A 19,104-nucleotide genomic window follows, 5' to 3' on the forward strand; every position below is an offset into this window, starting at 1 on the left:
CAAACCATGAGTGCAGCACCACCGGACGTCATCGATCTTCTGGCCGGCATCGAGCCAGCATCACCTCTGTACGACATACGCAATCAACGGGCCCAAGCGCGGGAGAATGCGCAGAAGAGCTACCTCGCGCTCTTCGAGCCTGAAGTCCCCGGCGACCTTACCACGGTGGAACGATTTGCCGTCGCAAACTTCGTGGCCGGCCTTCATCGGCAGCCCGCGGTGGCCGAGTTCTATGCTGCCGGCCTGCACAGGCTTGCCGAGCGCCGCATTTCGGATGCGATTGTGACGGAGATCTCTCGCGGCAGCACGCGGGGACCTTATGGCCGGTATCCAGACGGACCTCTATCCGTTGAGGATGTGGCTGGGCCTGGCTATCAGGTCGCGCCTGAAAACCAGCAGGTGCTCGGGCGCAAGCTGATTGCTGCGCTCGAACATGCACATCTCCTTGTTTTCCATCCCCGCGATGCAAGTCCTGCTGCCCTTCAGACGCTACTCAATGCCGGGTGGTCGACAACCGGCATCGTCACCCTCTCGCAGTTAATATCATTCTTGGCGTTCCAGATCCGTGTAGTCGCGGGACTGCGTACCTTGTCCTCCGCATCCGAAGCACCAGTCGATGTCCCCCGCACGGCCGTATTTACAGGCGTTTTGGCCTCTGGCCGCGTTTGAGAAGGAAGGTTCGAATATGACCCAGACGACTTTGTCCTACCCGGGCAATCGGGAGCCTGTTGCCTTCACTCAGGAGGAACTCGGCTGGCTGCCTTGGCTCGAGCCGTACCCCGCAGACCAATTGACGGAGAGACATTGGGCAGGGCTGGTTGACGCCTCGCGCGCGAAGTCACCGTATTTCATGTTGCTTGCGCGTGATCCGGACATTCTTCAAGCGAGGACCAAAACGGACAAAGACATCTTTTACAACACGAGCAACGGCTTGCCGCGAGCCGAGCGCGAAATCGCGGCGACCGCAGCCTCTCGATACAACGGCTGCATCTTCTGCGCCTCCGTCCATTCCCGGTTCGCCAGTCAGTACTCCAAGCGCAAGGACGACGTCCAGCGTCTCCTCGATCAGGGTACTGATACGGACATCGACCCCCGCTGGAACGCGATCATAGCCGCCTCCGTGGCGCTGACTGCAACCCCAGTCGCCTTCGGCGACGCAGAGATAGAGGCCTTGCGTGCAGCGGGGCTCGATGACCTGGAGATCGTTGACGTTATCAACGGCGCAGCCTTCTTCAATTGGGCGAACCGGCTGATGCTATCACTGGGCGAGCCGACACCTCCGACGAAGCTTGCGTAAGCCCAAGACTTGGAGTCTATCTCCCTCAAACGTCGTTTGTAAAAGGTTGTCTCGGCAAATCGGGTGGCTCGTAACGGTCGCGCCGTTCCTTCCGCAATCACAACCTGGATTGACCAAGAGATACCCTTGCGATCGCGGGTGCACACTGGCGCTGCGTTGTAGCTCAATGCTCGGTCGGATCCGTTCATGCCTAAGCCAATGCGGCTTGGGCCTGCGGGAGCGCGCCCAATACGGCCCCATAGACAGCCCGCCAAGGTGGTCAGCGGCGTCCGATGGCCATAGTTCAAGCCGATAAATCCTGGGGGCTCAAGCTGCCGCGCCGTCGATGCGCCGTCATATTCCGAAGCCATCCGCGGATGGATGTAGGGCAGGAGGGGCAGGCCGCAGACGAGGAGAAACAGCCCATGTAAAACGCCCACTCCGGCGCCAAGCCACCATGTGTAGAGCCCCAGGCTTGCAAACAGGACAAAGTACAGGAAGGCGAACACACACCCGCCTATGACATAAAACACAAAGCCGATGATCACAGCTCGGCGCCGGTCGCCTGTAAAGAACGTGCCAGCCAGAAACGGCAAGCTGAGCCGGGAGAGGCCCAGTCCCTGCGCGCCCTGAAGGATCGTCGTCATCGCAACCGTCGCCGCGAGTCCCCAGATCATCATGCTCCAGAGCGGAGGCAGGCTCAAAGCGGTCATCGGCATGAGCCCCATTGCGCGTCGGCGAGCGCCATGGCAGCGTTGATCAGGCCCACATGGGTGAAGGCTTGCGGAAAGTTGCCGAGGGCCTTTCCGGTCACAACATCGATCTCCTCTGCGTAAAGACCAAGGTCGTTGGCGAATGAAAGGATATGCTCAAAGGCTTCTCTGGCATCGGTCAAGTCCCCGCGTTTCGCCAGGTTGTCGACGGCCCAGAAGCTACAAATTCCGAAGGCGCCTTCTGGTGCCGCCATCCCGTCTGTTCCCTGTTCATAGCGATAGAGGAGGCCATCGCATCCTAGGCGCTCGCGTATCCTGTCGAAGGTAGCGCGCATGTGTGCGTCGCCGGGATCCTTGTAGCCTAAGCAACCCATCAGCAGCAGCGCGGCGTCCAGGCGGTCGCCATCGAACTCGGCAACATAGCTGTCTAGGGCTTCACTGAAGCCGCGAGCTTCAATGGCCTGAGCGATGGTGTCGCGCTCCAGCTGCAAGCGCTCTAGGTCGATCCGGACACATCCTTGCTCATGCAGTTTGATCAGGCTGTCGAGCGCTGCCCAGCACATGACCTTCGAGAAGGTGTAATGCCGCTTGGCTCCGCGGATTTCCCAAATGCCTTGGTCAGGTTCCCCCCAGTGCTTGCAGACCATCTCGCCGAAGCCTGCAAGCAGCTTCTGCTCGTCGGCCTGTAGCCGTCCGCCGCTACTGACGAAGTGGTAGGCGGCTGATACCACCTCCCCATAGACGTCGAGCTGGATTTGCGTGTGGGCCCCATTGCCGACCCGGACACGACGGGATCTCCTGTAGCCGGACAGGTGAGCGAGCTCCTTTTCCACAAGGTTTGTTCGACCATAGACATCGTACATGATCTGGAGCTTGGGCCATGTCAGGCGTGTGGCCTGAAGGAGCCATTGCAGGAATGACCCAGCCTCATCCTGATAACCCAGGCCTGTGAACGCCCTCATGGTGAGGGCGGCGTCTCGAAGCCAGCAATAGCGATAGTCCCAGTTGCGATCAGCCCCAATCGCTTCGGGAAGGGATGTGGTCGGGGCGGCGACCACCGCACCTGACAGAGCGAAGGTCATCAGCTTCAGCGTGATGGCGCTGCGCTGGACTGCCTCCTTATACGGACCCTCATAGGTGCAGCGGCACGTCCAATTCCTCCACCATTGCACGGTTGCCTCGAGCCGTGCCTGAGCGTGCTCCCCTAAAGGGGCGACAACGCCGATGTCGCCTTTCGTGTAGGCGAGCGAGAAGTAAACATGCTCGCCAGCTCTGATGCGAACCTGTCCGATAATCGCGGCTTCATCCGGCGCCACCTCAAGGCGAGCGTCCGAGCTCAGAAGGCAGAGTTCGTCGCCCCAGGCGCAGGACCATCCAAGGGCGCCACGGGAGCGGATACGAACCTTCTGCCGCCCGTAGTCCGGGCGCGGCTCGAAACGCACATTCACTGTCATCTCTCCATCGATGCCCTCCACAATCCGAAGGATCTCGCGCGTGGGGGCGAGATGGTCCGCAACGTCCCCGATCGGCATCAGGTCGGTCAGGCGCACTGCGCCGGAGGCGGTCCGAAGCGTGGTTTCCAAGACTGGGGTTTCCGGCAAGTAGCGCCGCGACGACTGAAACTCCTGCGTTGGCTCAATGACAAACCGTCCGCCACGGTTTTGATCGAGGAGGGCGGCGAAGATGCTCGGTCCGGAAAAATGCGGCAGGCAGAGCCAGTCGATAGAGCCTGCGCGAGACACGAGAGCGGCGGTACGGCAGTCACCAATGATCCCATAGTCGCCAATCTCAGGATCAATGTGTCCAACAGCGGAAAGGTCATCGCGGAAAGCGACGTCGTGCATCCGGATCAGCTTCCCTGATCCGACACTGCGACCCGGTGGCGATAAACCATCTCCCACCCCCGCCAGCCTGTATACAGCAGCAGCAGAACCACGACGAGCGAGATGAGAAGCCCGGTCGGTAATACCGCAGCGTCCCCGGCTTCATAGCGACGATACCAGTTCCACAATGACAGAAGGACTACCACCACGTTGCCAATCATGTGGTGCCAAGCGGCCGACAGGCTGCGGATACGCCGATCGCCGAGAAAATCGGTCAGACCGGCGACGGCGGCGAGCGCCGCCATGATCAAAGCCGCCCCCAACAGATAAAGGGAAGCCGCGCTCCAGGCGGTGTTGCCGGTGTTCCAGAAGAGCAGGTCGCATACGAGAGTGCCTACGAGGAAAGCAACCGGAAATGGGATCAGCATCGGATGCAACGGATGCCCAGCAATCTTTGCGGTGCTTTGGGGATTCCCTGTCCGGACGGCGTTTTCTGCTCGCATGGCGTACTCCATTCCTTAGTTGGCGGGGTATTCCGCACTGGTTATTTTTTTGGCTGGCCCAGCAGATTGATCCGCTCCAGCACGGCTTCCGTGATCCGGGCGCAGCGAGTCCCGGCGCAGGGGAAGACATCGCTCACAGCAGATGACAGGGTTTTATCAAGGGACTGCCGAAGGAGGCGCCGGGCGCGATGAAGTCGCGTCTTTACAGTCTCAGGCCGGAGGCCGAGATGTATGGCTGTCTCTTCAGTACTCATCTCCTCGATATCCCGGAGAACGAAGACCATGCGGAACGGATCAGGCAATTGATCCACCGCTCGCTCGAGCAGGCGCCGGACTTCGGCCCGGGCCGCAGCCGCTTCAGGGTCGCTGTCCTGACTTAACGACGGCAGGTAGATCACGCGGGACGCTCCCTGATCGTTGATTCCATCGATGTCCTTCAATCCGACCATAGTGCGCCGTCGTCGGAGGCGACCGAGTGCCTCGTTGAGCGCGATGCGCGTGAGCCAGGTCGAGAGCTGCGCCTCGCCTCGGAAACCATCGAGATGCGTGAAGGCGCGAACATAGGCCTCCTGAACCACATCCTCCGCCTCGCTATCGTCATTCAGGACGCTGCGGGCAACGCGGTAGAGGCGGCGGTTGTGTCTCTGCATAATGAGCTGGACAGCGGCCGCGTCCCGGTTCCGGGCTCGTTCCACCAGGGCTCCATCATCGAGCATGTCCAACGATGCCGCCGTGACCGCCGCCGTTTGCATGGCCAAGCTCCTGTCTCTGCCTTATTAGATGAAGCATCGGGGAAAAGGTTCCCGCTGCCCTAGCGGACAGATGCCTACGACCGTGTCACGATACCTCGGCGCATGATCTCATCGACGGATGGGAAGGCTTGGAGCGCGATTTCGGGAATTGGCTCCCCGATGACTGGCTGCCTCAATGGGTTGTCCATGGGAAGCCTGTCGGGTCGGCCGACGACAATTCGGCCGACCATGCCGGCATGTTCGTGCGGGACGCAGAAGAAGTCGTAAATGCCTTCCTGGACGAACGTGACGGAGAAGGTTTCGTTCGGTAACGGGTAGTCCGAATTCCATGGCTCAGCCCCTTCTGGCATACGGAGAGGGCGCTCGAAATTCCTTGGATGGTAAGCCGTGGCCGTGTGAGAGTTGCCGGAATCCAGGTTAACGCAGCGGATGGTCTGACCGGGTTGCACGTGAAGACCAATGGGATTGAACCAGACGTGCGAGCCGTCATTGTTGCCCTGCATCCTGATCTCGACCGGCGCACTGGCCAGCGGGGGCCGGGGCTATGCCAGACCGGCGAGGAGAGCTCCGCCGGTCCGCAGGATGTGGCGGCGCGTTGGTGTCACTTCGCCGCCACCCGGGTCTCATCGGCCTTTGGGACATGCCACAGGACGACATGCGCATGGGGCTTTTCGACCCCCGGATGACCTGCATTGAAGTAGACGTCCACATGATCAACCTTGCCACCGGGCGCAGTAAGATCGTCGAAGCGCTTGGCCTTGTTGGCGAGGTCGTCGATGGGAAGCATGTAGACCGTGCTGACAAGCCGCCCGTCACGGTCGTAGGCCAGGAACGGGCCGGCCGGCAGGGTCTTGGGATCGACATAGAGCTGACCGAGACCCGGCAGGAAATCGGGCAGCTTCACAAGTTCGCTGACCTTTTTATAGGCGCCTGCGGGCGGAGCCTTCTCGACCTGATCGGCAGCTATGGCCGGAAGACTGAAGGCGGCAACCAGGGCGAGTGTGGCGAAAGCAGTCCTCATGGCATCCTCCTGTAACACGTCGGACCTGTTTCTCGTCCGCGCTTCTCCATTGGATGTGAGCTGTTCCGGATGGTTCCCGGATCCGAACAATCGTACTGGCCTGGAATCGCTGCCACACCTGCAAACCAAGGGCGGCTTATGGCTCTACTCGGAAGCACCGCTTTTGTCTGATTGATCAGTCTAAACGGAGGTTCTTGAAGGGAAGGGGGGCTCCTTGACCTTTGACCCGACGCAGAACTTTGAGCAGCAAGTCGCCTCGTCCATGACGAGACCACTTCGGACAGAGAGTCATTAACAGATGGTTAGCCCCGTTCGAAAGTGCAGTATGATAGGCTTGGCCGTTCGAAGTGCGATCACCCAGAATCAGAGTTATTGTTAGATCTCACCGACCGATGAGGTTCTCGTGACAAGACTGATTGGACTATCTGGAAGCCTGCGTCGGGGCTCGTTCAACTCCGCACTTCTACAGACGGCCTCGGGCTTGATGCCGGATGGGTCAGAGCTTGCCGTTGGCTCAATCCGTGGCATCCCTCTCTACGACGGGGACTTGGAGACCGCCGAAGGCATCCCGGACCAGGTCTCGGCGCTCAAGGACGCTATCTCCGCAGCGGATGGGTTGCTTCTGGTGACGCCGGAGTACAACAACTCGATCCCGGGCGTTTTCAAGAACGCGGTTGATTGGCTTTCACGGCCTCCGGCTGACATCAAGCGGGTCTTCGGCGGAAAGCCTGTAGCCGTGATCGGGGCCTCCCAGGGCGGCTTTGGGACGATCCTGTCACAAAACGCATGGCTGCCTGTCTTGCATACATTGGGAGCAATCCTGTGGTCTGAGAAACGTCTGCTGGTGTCTCGCGCCCAGACGGTTTTCGGCCAGGACGGAAACCTCACGGACCAAAAGGTCGAGGAGCAGCTTCGAAGCTTCCTTGAGGGTTTTGTCGCCTTCGTTAGGTCATCGCCGCGGGCCTGATCTGGCTTCTGATCAAACCCATCCTGGCCCTGGCGGAACCCGACTGCAGGCTGGCCGTATCGCAGCCGGCCGCATGATCTGGTCGGACAAGACCCTGGCGTTCTGGGGCGGCAACCGGGTAGCGCTATGCAAGGCCGGTGAGCCCAGGTGTCCCCGAGAGCCATAAACGACCAACGTAACAGGTTAGAGTTCCAGCCCTAACGGAACTGACGGCATCCCACTGTCTCTTCCCCCTCAAGCCATCAAAGGGAAAGCCCCGGATCGCTCCGGGGCTTTCGTGCTTAGATCAGGAAGTCGTCGTTGTTGAGCCGTTGCAGGAAGGCCTGAGCCGTCCTGACCGTGATGGAGAAGTCCTCGACACCATCCTGCCCGGTGTTGATGCTCAGCTTGCCGTTGGACGCGTCATAATAGAACGCATCCTCCACCATCTGACCGGGAACCGGGGCTTGGTTGAATAACTGGAAGCCACCGGCCGGACCCTGACGTCCCGCATCATTGGGACCGAAGTCGAACTCGCGGAAGTCGAACACATCGTTTGCCGCCAGTTGTCCCTGCATGGTGACGGTGTCACCCCGATCAAAGATGCTGAGGTAGACGAACGTGTCGTCACCGTTGCCACCCGTCAGGTCGTCTGCACCATGCCCGCCGACGATGATGTCATTGCCGTCCTGACCGTTGATGGTGTCGTTTCCGTCCCCACCGTATAGCAAATCATCCCCAGGGGTCCCGACATTTCTAGCGTCGGTACCACCGCCGTCACCGTTGATCTGGTCGTCCCCGGAGCCGCCGTAGATGGTGTCGTTGCCGTTTCCACCAACAAGGTTATCGTTCCCGTCGCGACCATAGATCGTGTCGTTGCCACCAAACCCCGGGATGGTAGAGGAGAGGCCTGCACCATCGTTGAGGATGTCGTTATTGGCCGTCCGCTGCCCTGCAGGGCCGCCGTTGCCCAGGTCGTAGCTGTACGGATCGGTGCCGGGCGCGGTCTCAACGTCCCGCTGAGGAGCTGCCTGATCGGTAATCCCATTGATGGTGATCGTGATAAGGCCAGGATCGGAATCCTCGGTCCCATCATTCGCAACATACTCGAACGTAATCGTCTCCTTATCACCGTCGTTTAGGCGATCGAACGCTGATGCCTCGCCGTTGAAGTGGAAGCTCCGGTTCGCCTCATCGAGGGTCACGTAAGTCGGCAGCGTGCCGACGACCTTGATGGTGGTCGGATTGCCATCCCCATCCGTGATCAGCGGCTTGATCTGCGCCGTCATCTGATCCTCGGTAAGGACAACCGTCTTGCTCTCGACCACCGGCTTGGTGTTGACCGGTGCCTCGTCGTTGTCGAGAACATTGGTGGACGCCTCAAAGGGATCGGACCAGAGGTACAGTTCGCTTGGTAGGACTTTTACGCCGACGCTTTCCATCTCTTCTACGTTGGTGTCGTCACGCAGAACGATGGTCAACGTCGCCGTCTGCGCAAAGCCCCTGAAGCCCGCAAAGCCGCCTTCCACACCGTTCCACTTAATGGCAGCAATGTCGGCTTCATCAATGATACCCGTGCGCTCCCAAAGGATGGCGAGATCCTTGGTTCCCTCCGAGCGATGGAAGGTGAAGGTGATCTCACTACCTTCGGTGACATCGACGCGGCCGAGATAGGCCACGGTCACGTCGGGAATCGGGTCCGGTTCAGGAGCACTGTCGGTGACGTTCACAGTTTGCAATTGAACGAGACCGTCGAAACGCTGGTCTGGGCTGGTCGTATCGAACCAGACATCGCCCGTGTGCGGACCTTCCTCCACCCCGTCCTCGTTGGCGATCACCTTCACGGTCTGCGGGATGTCCCAATTGACAGGCGTGAAGACCAGCTCCGCAGAGCCATTCGGACCCAGCGCCGTGACCTGATTGTCGCCAGAGAGGGTCACGGTGACGTTAGCAGCCGGACGTTCAGACAGTTTGATAGTGAGCGAACCGTCTGCACCAAGTTCGGTCGCAGTGTCGCCGTTGGTGACGACCAAGCTGCCGAATACGATCTCGCCATCGTTGCCGCCTCCTTCACCGTCGCTGCCGTCACCGCCACCGCCACCCGTATCAATTGCGCCAACGCGGCCTGTGGTTAGCGAGTAGACCGTCTCGATAGTATCGCCAGCACGATCTTCGTAGATCGCCCTGCCGCGCAGAAAATAACCATTATCGGCCTGCGTGACTGTATAGGATTGGGCGGACGGGGATGGTCCAGCTGTGATGGTGGTCCAGGTTGCGCCATCCAGGGAGCGCTCCCACGCCCACTCGAACTCCTCGGCACGACCGCGGTCCCGGTAGCCGTCGCCATCCTCGAATGTACCTATGCCGAGCGTCAGCGTCTGGCCCACAGCCGGAGTCATATCATCGACCGACAGATTCCCGGTCGGGATGTCGTTGATGTTTGCGATCGCGAAGGTTTCGTTCACCGACCGGGTGATCACGGCGCCATTCGCATCGCGGGCCTCAATGTGGATCGCCATGCCAACGAATTCGTCATCGCCGTTGATGCTGAATGAGGTCGCTGGCGCGAGCGCGAACCCAAGCTCATGCGGTGGCGCTCCGGGATCGTCCGGCTCCAATCCGATAAAGACGTAGGACACCGCGCCCGGGACAGCCGTCCACGACAGGGTGCTCTTCTCGTCGACGTTATCCACCGTGAGAAGGGTGAGGGGCTCCGCCTTCTGCTTGACCGTCACCGTCACCTTTGCGGTGTCACCACCATTCACGGTGTACTCGAATGTGTCGATGCCCACGAAGTTGGCGTTCGGCGTGTACACGAGCTTACCGTCCTGAACCGTGACCGTCCCGTTCCGGCCCTGCCCATGCGACTCGATGGTCTTGGCGTCACCCTCGAAGTCGAAGTCGTTCGAGAGCACCTCGATGGCGATGGCCTCACCCACCGGGGTCTCGGCCGCGTCATCAAAGGCCACGGGAGGCGTGTTCGGGTTGGGATCGTTAACTTTCGCGGTGGTCAGTGAGTAACCCGTCTCCAACAGGTCGCCGCGATCCGTGTAGCGCGCAGCACCTCGGATGAAGTAGCCGATGTCGACCTCCGTCACTTGGTAGGAGTCGGTTGTGCTGACCAGGGCCCAAGTGCTGCCATCGAGCGACTGCTCCCAAATGTAGCCGTACTCATCCGGCCGATCCGTGCGCATGCCGTCACCGTCCGCGAGGTCGCCGATGGAGATCGTCAGCAGCTGGCCCACTTCGGGCGTGTTGTCGCTGATCACCGGGCGACCAGTCGGAACGTCGTTGACGTTCGCGATCAGGTCCGTCTGGTTTTCCGAGCGGGCAAGCACATTGCCGTTAGCATCGCGAGCCTCGACGGTGACGACCATGCCGGTGAACTCGTCATTGCCGTTCATGGCGAACGAGGTGTTCGGCGCGACCGCAAAACCGAGAGTGTGAGGAGGGAAGTTAGGCTCGTCCGGCTCGATTCCGATCAGCACATAGCTCGCGGCGCCCGGAATGGCATTCCACGAGATCGTGCCATTCTCATCAAGACCAGTGGTCGTCGCAATGGTGAGCGCCGGCATCTCGGTGGGCAGGTCGTCTTCGATAATGGTGCCCTCGCCCATGAGGTCAGCGAGCGTCGCGTTGGCAGACACATTAGACAGGTTCACGACGAACTTCTGAGGGCCGGTCGCGACGGTCCCGTTGTCGGAGATGGGGACCTCGATGGTCTTGGTTGTTTGACCCGGCTCGAAGGTGAGCGTGCCGGACGCAGGCGAGATCAATCCGGCTGGGCCGCCGGCCAGGGCATAATCCACGGACACCGCTGCCGCAGCCGCCGCCGAGAGCGTCACAGTGAAGGTCGCGGTGCCTGCGCTCTCCTTCACAGTCACGTCGTCAATGGACAGCGACGGACGAACTGGCTCAGGATCGGTGCCCTGACTGTCGATGAGATCGGTGGCGATGCTATCTGCGGTGCCGACCGTATAGCCAGCGGCCGGCGCGATCCGCACCTCGATGGTGGCAGGGCCCTCAGTCGCGGCATCCGTGAGGGTCTGGATCTCGAGGGTGGCCGTGTCCGAGCCCGCCGCGAAGGTGATCGTCGCCGGGGCAGTAAAGTCCTGGCCCGGAACGGCCGAGCTGAAGCTGGTATCGATGGCGACCGTAAGCGGCTGGCTCAGGTCGCCCGTGCGGGAAAACGTGAACGTCGCGATCCCGCCTTCGGTGACTTCGGACGAGGCCGACTCGGCGTTGATCACTGCTGGTGCAGGCGGAGGAGGCTCGGCGACGCCTCCGGCCGTCCAGTCCGTACCGGCCACCAGGTTGGTCGCGCCTTGCACCGTGACGGTGCTCGTCACACCCCCTTGGTTGATCGTGAAGACCGTGTTCCCTCCCGCCACGGCGGCCGACACGTTGCTGGCCTGGATGCCAGCCCCGAAGTTGACCTTGTCGCCCGCGGTGAAGTTCTGGACGGTGACATTGCTGCCGTTGAACACGTTCACCGTGTCATTGCCGTCAGCGACATTGACGATGACGGCGCTGTAGGCGTTTACGGTATCATCGCCCGCACCGCCGTTGATGACTGAGGTCAGGCCGTTGCCAATGCCCTTGAAGTTGATGGTGTCGTTGCCGCCACGCCCAAGGATCGAAAGCTTGTGGTTCGTGTTTTCGATGGTGATCACATTGGCCTGATCATCACCGCCGACCGTCATCGTACGAGCGAGGTTCCCGGTCGTATTCTTGATGGTGATGTTCTCGATGTTCACAATCGGCTTGCCAGCGTACTCCGTCCACTTAATCGTCTGGCCAAGCGAGATCTCGAGGCCGGTCCCCGACGTGAGCGTGACCGAATCGAAGACGACGGTGTCATTGCCGTCCTTGCCGTCGAGGGGGAAAAAGTCCGTCTGGCTGAAGGTGGTCCGGGTGAACGCCTGGATCGTCTCGTCGCCAGGGTTCGTCCCATGCACGTTGATTGTGATCGTCGCGGGCTCAGATGTCAGCTCCCCGTCGCTCACCTGATACTGGAAGGTGACTGGCTTGATCTCCCCACGCTTGAGCGCAGCCAGAAACTCGGCGTTGCCCTCGAAGTGGAACTTCCCGTCAGTCAGAACGGTAACCGCGCCTTCCGCAGGCTGGGTGAGGATCTCGTAGGTTACACTGTCTCCCGTCTCCGTGTCATAGCCGAAGCCCGCGACATCGAGGCTGAGATCGGTGTCGTAGGTGTCCGTTGCCACATCGAGGGCGGAAGGAGCCGTGTTGCCTGTGTTGCCGTTGTCGTTATCGGTCACGGACACAGAAACGAGGCCGTTGTTTGGATAGAAGTTGTTGTAACGCGGGTCAGCGCTTCCGAGGGTGGAGATGTAGAGGCTGCCGGTCCCAGTTTGTTCAGGGTCTGCATCGTCAAGCGCCGTGACCGTCACCGTCTGCGGGACGTTCCAGTTATCCTTCGTGAAGGTGAGATAAACCTCGCCGTAGGGGTCGTCGGGGTTCGAAGCCACTTGGAAGTAATCACCCGAAACCATGACGGTCACGTCAGCCGTGGGTGCGTTCGCAAGAGCGATCGTGAACGTATCAGTCGCGCCGCCTTCCTCCACCTGAGTGGAGCCCCCGGTCTGTTGGATGATGATCCCGGGCTCACTAGCCGGTCCCTGCGCCTGATCGTCGTTGGTGATGGTGCCGGCACCCGTTGCCTTCGCAAGGGTTGCGCCACTGGGCGCGGAGAGGACCACATGGAACTCCTCCGTCCCTTCCACCGTCGTATCCTCGGTGGTCGGGACGGTGATCGTCTGGCTGGTCTGCCCCGGCTCGAAGATTAGCGTGCCGCCAGCCGGCGGGAGATCATCGGCGCTGGTGGTTTGATGTAGTGTCCCCCAAGTAACCGTGACCGGGGTGGCGGACGGAGCCGACAGAGTCACCGTAAAGGTGGCTGCATCCCCTTCGGCAACCGTTGCGTCGGAGATGGACAGCGTCGGCAGGGCGGGCGTAGGGACGACTGGGCCATCGTCGTTAGTGATCATGCCGACTCCTTCGCCGTCCACGATCGTCGCGCCGGGCGCACCGCTATCCGTGGTCACACTCGTGATCCGGAACGTGACCGTCTCGTCGCCCTCGGGAAGCGCATCCTCGATCGTGAGGACGTTGAGCCCACGGTTGGCCTGCCCAGCAGCGATGATAAAAGTGCCAGTCTGCGCAAACGAAATATCGTCCGTAGTAGCCGTCCCAAAAACGATCTCGTAGGCGACGGTCAGCCTCTCCGCCGATGCGGCAGACATCGGGAACTTGAAGTTCAGATTGCCGCCCTCAGAGATCGAAACATCAGTGACTGAGATGGTCGGAAGGGCCTGGGCTGCGGTGTCGTTGTCCGCAATGGTGCTCGTCGCGGTGCCCTGGCCGATCGTGTAATTAACACTCTCAGCCAGCGTCAGAGAGACGGTTTCAGCGCTTTCAACGGCTGTATCGTTCGTGGTCCGAACGGTCACGGCGGCTGTCGAGGACCCTGCCGCAAACGTCACGGAGGACACGGGCGCGGTGTAGTCGGATCCGGACGTGGCGGTACCGCCCAGGGTATACGCCACATTCAGCGGAGCAGCCGTGCTTCCATTGCGGGTGAACGTGTAGGTGATCGCGCCACCCTCGGTCACGTCTGTCGCACTGACGCTCACCGTAGGAAGCGCTCCAACAGGCAGGCCGTCACCGAACACCATGACCGTGCCGGTCTGAGGCGCACTCTCGAACTCGCCGTCGCTTACCGTGAACTGGTAGGTGAACTGGTAGGTTTCTCCTTTGTCCAAGGTGGCCAGGAAGCCGGGGTTGGGCGTAAACATCAAAGCCCCCGGTCTCAGGTCCGGATCGAAGGTGATCGTGCCGTTCTCAGGCTGGTTACCAACGAGCTTCAAGGTCAGCTTGTCCCCTTGGGCATCATCCCCATAGGCTGCGAGGGAGTAGGTGCCGCCGTAAGTGGTGAAATCCACTTCGTTGATATACGTGATCTGGGACGACGCGACGGGAGGCGTGTTGACCACCGGACCGCCATCGTTGTCGAGGTAGTTGCCGCTGATGCTGGTTGTCGCGCCGGGAACATAGTTCGGGCTCTGTCCGAGCTTGATTTCGTAAGTCCGGGTCGGCTGGCCGACCTCATCATCGGCCGTATTGAAGAAAACCAACTGGCTGGTTTCTCCGGGAGCGAAGGTGACAGTCTGATCTCCAAAGAGATCGCTTTCCAAATTGACTGTCAGTTCCTCATCGAGGCGGGAATCGCGCGTGACCTCGAATTCCACAGGCCATGTGCCTTCGTGGATGTCACCGGCCACGATCTTGGTGAACGTGATCATCGGAAGAGGTGCAGCATCATCGTTCGTGATTGTGCCGACCGCCTCGAAATTCTCACCGAGGGTCGCCCCGTCAACGCCGATCAAGCGAACAGTGATGGTCTCGCCAGTTTCGAACACCTTGTCATTGACGACTGGAATCTTGATCGAACCGGTCGTCTGCCCGGCAGCAATCGTGATCGTGCCTGTTGTGGGCTTGGATCCGGCAAGCACGACGTTGTCGATCTTGACCGGCATATCGTTGCCAAATCTGTCAGCAGCCCCGTCAATGTGAATGGCGTCGATGCCGGAGAATTCCGGACCGAAGTTCACAGGAGTGGACGCTGTACCATTGGTGAGCGTCACTTCCTTCGTGGCAACCACAGCGCCGCCCTTGATGGCCTGGATCGTGACGATCTGCTGCCCGCCCAACTGGTTCAGATCGTCCGAGGAGACGGTCAGGCTGGAGATAGCGAAACCATTCGGATCCAGAGACTGGAACTGACCGCCACCCGTTGTAGCCACAACGGCTTTGTCATCGCCACTCGCGAAGATTCCGGTCCACCGGACGCCCTCGTAGGCGGCGGGAAGATTACCTTCGGTCGTGTTGGCGAAGGTGATCACCTTGTCAGGAGTGGACACTTCGTAGGTCAGCCTCACGTCCTGATTGGACGCGTAGCTCAGCGCGACCGGGATGATGATCTCGCCATCCGCTTCCGAAGCCGTCCCGCTGGTAATGGACGCGACGGGCGGCGTATCGTCTACAGGGTTGACGGTCAGCGTCACGGTGGCGACGTTCGAGTCGTTCGTCCCGTCGCTCGCCCTGTAGGTAAAGGTCGCCGTGCCGTTAAAATCCCTGGCGGGCGTGAAGGTGTAGGTGCCGTCCTCATTGAACACAAGCGTCCCTTGGGCCGCTTCCGGGGCATCCACCACGCTATAGGTCAGGGCATCCTCATCCCCGTCCGTAGCGGAGACAGACCCGCTGATGGTGGTGTCCTCATTGCCATTGCCCGAGCCGTCCTTCGCCACCGGTGCCTCGTTGGCAGGCGCAACGGTGATCGTTACGGTCTGCGGCGCGCTGTTGTGGATGCCATCGCTGGCAACAAATTCAAATGTCACCTCGCCGTGGAAGTCTTGTGCTGGCGTAAACGTGTAGGTGCCATCCAGGTTGAAGAACAGACCTGCCGGCGCGTCGCCATGGACAGCATAGGTCAGCGTGTCACCGTCCGCGTCCGTGGCCGTCACCTTGCCGGTGATGACCGTGTCTTCGACGCCGGAATTTGTGCCTTTCTGTGCCACCGGAGCGTCGCTCGCGGAGGCCACAGTGACAGCGACCTGAGCGGTTGTGGTGCCGCCCTTGCCGTCCGATACTTCGACCGTGAAGGCGTCGTCCCCATGGAAGTTGTCCTTACCCTGGTAAGAGAAGGAACCGTCGGAGTTCACCGTCACGGTTCCGTTCTCCGGCGCGCCGCTGGCCGAAAGCTTATAGTTGAGGCTATCTCCGTCCCGATCCGAGCCGACCACCTTGCCGCTGATCACTTGTTCTTCTGCGCCCTCGACTGCGACGGGCGCCGCTGTCGGCGCGTCATTGACCGGGCTGATCTCAAGGGTCACGGTAGCGATATTAGAGTTCACTGCTCCATCGTTCGCCCTGTAGGTGAAGGTCACCGTACCGGCGAAGTCCGCGGCCGGTGTGAAGGTGTATGTGCCGTCCGACTTGAAGTCGAGCGAGCCCTTGTTCGCCGCCGGAGCATCTACGATGCTGTAGGTCAGGGCGTCTTTATCCGCATCGGTGGCGGTGACCTTCCTGCTGATGGAGGTATCCTCGGCCGCGGACCCGGTGCCGTCTTGGGCCGTCGGGGCGACATTGGTCGGCGCGAACTTGATGGTGCTGCTGCCATCCCCGGAGGCAATCGTGAAGTCGTTGGGCTTCAGCTTCGATCCATCGAGTCCGTCGCCTTCAAGCCTGATCGTGGTGTCGACAAGCCCATTCCCGTCCGTGTCGAGGTGGAGGATTGCCGATCCTGCCGTGACATCCATGATCTTCACTGTCGAGGCGCCCTCGACCACGACACGGTCATCGGTGCCGAAGCCCGTGATGTTGGCGCCGTCTAGCTCTTCGGCCTTGCCGGTCACGGTGTCGGCTCCGCCTGCCGACAGATCGACGTTGTCCTCCTTGGCCGTGCCGAGGCCGAAGGTATTGTTCAGGGCATTGCCCTTGATGTTGAGCGAGCCGCTGCCTTCCACCTTGAAGTTCTCGATCGCGTCCGGAAGGACGAAGGGCTGGGCTGCCGAGCCGACCGAGCTGCTGCCGCTGTAGACCACCGTGTCCGCCTGGTCTGTTCCCTCGACCTTACCGAGATCGATCGGATCAGCTACGGTCTGGATCCCGCCGTTGGCCTTGCCCGTGACGGTCACCGTCGCCGTGGATGTTGCGGTGCCGCCATGGCCGTCCGAGATCTTGTAGGTGATCACCACTTGCGCCGTCTGACCGGGGGCGAGGCTGTCGTACTTGCCGGCGCTATCGTAGTGAATGGAGCCGTCAGCGTTGATGGACACTGAGCCCAGACCATTGGTGATGCTCGCCGAGGTGACCGTGAGCTTGTCAGTCGAATCCTTGTCGGTGTCGTTTTGCAGGACCACGATGTCGATCGCGGTCGCATCGTCGGTCTCGACGGCGTCCTTCACGGGCACTGGGCCGTCGTTGCTGCCCTTGATGGTTACCGTCAGGGTGGAGGTGACACTCTTTCCATCTTTCCCGGTGGCGACGTAGGTGAAAGTTTCGGCCAGCGTCCCGTCGACGCCGAGCGCCTGCACGGCGGCATCCCTGTTGTTCAGGGTGTAGGCCCACTTGCCGTCTTGGCCGATGGCGAGCGTGCCATGTTTCCCCGTGACCGTTGCCGCTTTGAAGAGCGTCGAGAGCGTCTTGCCGTTGATTGTCGTGAGCTTGAGGCCAGCGGCATCATTCGTGAGGACGTTGCCGGACACCAGAGCGCTCTGGGCGTCTTCGGTGACGGAGGCGGTGTCCGGGTTGGCCGTTGCCACCGGGGTCGGAGAAGGCGGGGTTGAGGGCTTCAAAACGCCGATCAGGTCAGTCTGGGCGATGCTGGTGACGCCCTTGAGATCGATGCGCATGTCGGCGCTGCCGTCACCGTTGGTGTCGACCCAGAGGGAGGCCGTTGAGCCGCTGGTGGTGTACCAAGCTGACGCTGCGCCCCCGCCCAGTGCCTTCTGTCCACCCCAGGTGATCTGGCCCAGCGCCGAGAGGTCGATCTTGTCGCCCTCACTAGCCTTGAAGTCAGTGATGGTGTCGAACCTGCTTGTCTCTGAATCGCTCGCGGCCTTGAAAGCGAAGGTGTCCTTGCCGCGTCCGCCGGTCTGCATGTCCGCGGCGCCGCCGCCAACCACGAGGTCGTCGCCGCTGCCCGCCCGGATCACCTCGGCCTTGTCGGTCCCGTAGATCGTGTCCTTGCCGCTACTGCCCTCGACCTCGATCCCGCTGACGACTTTGCCCTTCTGGGCGGCTGTGTAGGTGTTGAGGGAGAGGCTGCGGTAGGCGTTGCCGCTGGCGTCCCGCGCCACCGTGCCGTCCGTGAAGGTGAACTTGACGAGGCCCTGGTCGTACAGGTCGCGCAGGACCTTCTCGAGGGGCTGGCCGGAGCCGAAGGCCGTGAGAATTTCGCCCCAGGTGATGTCGCTGCCATTGGTAACGGTCGCAGTGCCGACGCGGTTCGAGTCCAGTCGGCGAAGGTCGATGGTGGCCATGAAGAGTTCCCTCGGGCCATGCGTAATCGCAGGCCGCGCACAGTAGAAGCCGGTCTTGATGAACAAGAATAAACGTATACTTCAGTGGTATACGAGGTAACGCCCCTTGGCTCTCGCGTGTTTACCCTTGCGACATGCGTGACGACTCATCCCTGAAATGGGATAACTGTCGAACGTCTGGTCGGGGTGATGAGCCTATGCTGGCCTAATGCCAGTTTGTACAATTCGGGGCAATTACTCTACGGTGGTATCTGTGGCCCTGTGGAGGTACTAATATCGTCAAATGCTCTTATTTCGAGAGAATAAGCCTCGCATGAAGCATAACTATTCTTGTCATTGCAGGCTTAACAGGAGTTTTTTGCTGACAATTTCATCCTATATGGGAACATTTTGATAAGTATATTAAGGATAAGCTTAGCTATGATTCGTGTTGCCGCTGCGTCTGGCGGAATGGCGGGTGCCGTACATCATCATGCGAGCCGACGCCCGTGTCGGTCCCGGACGTCAAGAAGATCTGCGCCGTCGAGGTTGAGGTCGCTGGCTGACATCCACGGCCTGCTCCATCGTCGATGCGTGACGTCCACTCAAACAGGGCGTGCGCCTTTGCGCTGGTCCCTTGCGTCGTCCGATGCAGGTCAGCCGGGGCAGCGCCTGCGGCGGCCCGTTCGGCGGCGTTGCGGGCAGGTGACCTGACTGGGTGGAATTGGACCAAGTTGATTGAGAGGATTGACCTGGAACCAAGGAGACACTCATGCCGAAGAAGAGGTTCAGTTCGGAGCAGATCATCGCCAAGGTGCGCCAGATCGAGGTGCAGCTCGCGCAAGGCAAGAGCATCGCGCTTGCCTGTAAGGAGGCCGCGATATCGGAGCAGAGCTACTTCCGCTGGCGCAAAGAGTATGGCGGGCTTCAGATCGAGCAAGCCAAGCGCCTGAAGGATCTGGAGCGGGAGAATGCCCGTCTGCGCCGGCTTGTCGCCGACCTCTCGCTGGAGAAGCAGATCCTCAAGG

Annotated in this window: 10 protein-coding genes; 4 read left to right on the forward strand and 6 right to left on the reverse strand. The window is 60.7% G+C overall.

Annotated elements, in window-relative coordinates; all coding sequences use genetic code 11:
* Positions 1 to 6 precede the first annotated feature (6 nt).
* A complete protein-coding gene (locus tag DRB19_RS23680; protein ID WP_114188486.1) occupies positions 7 to 669 on the forward strand; it encodes a CMD domain protein in 663 nt (220 codons plus the stop codon).
* A gap of 16 nt (positions 670 to 685) precedes the next feature.
* Positions 686 to 1,297: an alkylhydroperoxidase domain protein gene (locus DRB19_RS23685; protein WP_114188487.1), complete on the forward strand. Its 612-nt coding sequence runs from the start codon at positions 686 to 688 to the stop codon at positions 1,295 to 1,297.
* A 688-nt stretch (positions 1,298 to 1,985) separates the two neighbouring features.
* Here DRB19_RS23685 and DRB19_RS23695 read toward each other — a convergent pair.
* The 5 genes from DRB19_RS23695 to DRB19_RS23715 all read right to left on the reverse strand — a co-directional run bounded on the left by DRB19_RS23695 (position 1,986) and on the right by DRB19_RS23715 (position 6,088).
* Positions 1,986 to 3,833, reverse strand: coding sequence for a glycoside hydrolase family 15 protein (locus DRB19_RS23695; RefSeq protein WP_114188488.1), 1,848 nt, complete (start codon positions 3,831 to 3,833; stop codon positions 1,986 to 1,988).
* A 5-nt stretch (positions 3,834 to 3,838) separates the two neighbouring features.
* Positions 3,839 to 4,315, reverse strand: a complete 477-nt coding sequence (locus DRB19_RS23700) for a DUF2231 domain-containing protein (RefSeq protein WP_114188489.1) — start codon at positions 4,313 to 4,315, stop codon at positions 3,839 to 3,841.
* A gap of 41 nt (positions 4,316 to 4,356) precedes the next feature.
* Positions 4,357 to 5,067, reverse strand: coding sequence for an RNA polymerase sigma factor (locus DRB19_RS23705; RefSeq protein WP_114188490.1), 711 nt, complete (start codon positions 5,065 to 5,067; stop codon positions 4,357 to 4,359).
* 74 nt (positions 5,068 to 5,141) lie between these two features.
* Positions 5,142 to 5,570, reverse strand: a complete 429-nt coding sequence (locus DRB19_RS23710) for a plastocyanin/azurin family copper-binding protein (protein ID WP_245439777.1) — start codon at positions 5,568 to 5,570, stop codon at positions 5,142 to 5,144.
* A 98-nt stretch (positions 5,571 to 5,668) separates the two neighbouring features.
* Positions 5,669 to 6,088, reverse strand: a complete 420-nt coding sequence (locus tag DRB19_RS23715; RefSeq protein WP_114188491.1) for a DUF5602 domain-containing protein — start codon at positions 6,086 to 6,088, stop codon at positions 5,669 to 5,671.
* A 403-nt stretch (positions 6,089 to 6,491) separates the two neighbouring features.
* Between DRB19_RS23715 and DRB19_RS23720 the strand changes: the two genes are divergently transcribed.
* Entirely contained in the window at positions 6,492 to 7,055 is a 564-nt protein-coding gene (locus DRB19_RS23720) for an NADPH-dependent FMN reductase (protein WP_114188492.1), read from the forward strand.
* A 281-nt stretch (positions 7,056 to 7,336) separates the two neighbouring features.
* Here DRB19_RS23720 and DRB19_RS23725 read toward each other — a convergent pair whose 3' ends face one another.
* A complete protein-coding gene (locus tag DRB19_RS23725; protein WP_147022018.1) occupies positions 7,337 to 18,097 on the reverse strand; it encodes a tandem-95 repeat protein in 10,761 nt (3,586 codons plus the stop codon).
* A 751-nt stretch (positions 18,098 to 18,848) separates the two neighbouring features.
* Between DRB19_RS23725 and DRB19_RS23730 the strand changes: the two genes are divergently transcribed.
* A partial coding sequence (locus DRB19_RS23730) for a transposase (RefSeq protein WP_162815829.1) occupies positions 18,849 to 19,104 on the forward strand: 256 nt, incomplete at its 3' end.

Source organism: Microvirga aerophila (assembly GCF_003332305.1).
GTDB classification, from domain to species: domain Bacteria; phylum Pseudomonadota; class Alphaproteobacteria; order Rhizobiales; family Beijerinckiaceae; genus Microvirga; species Microvirga aerophila.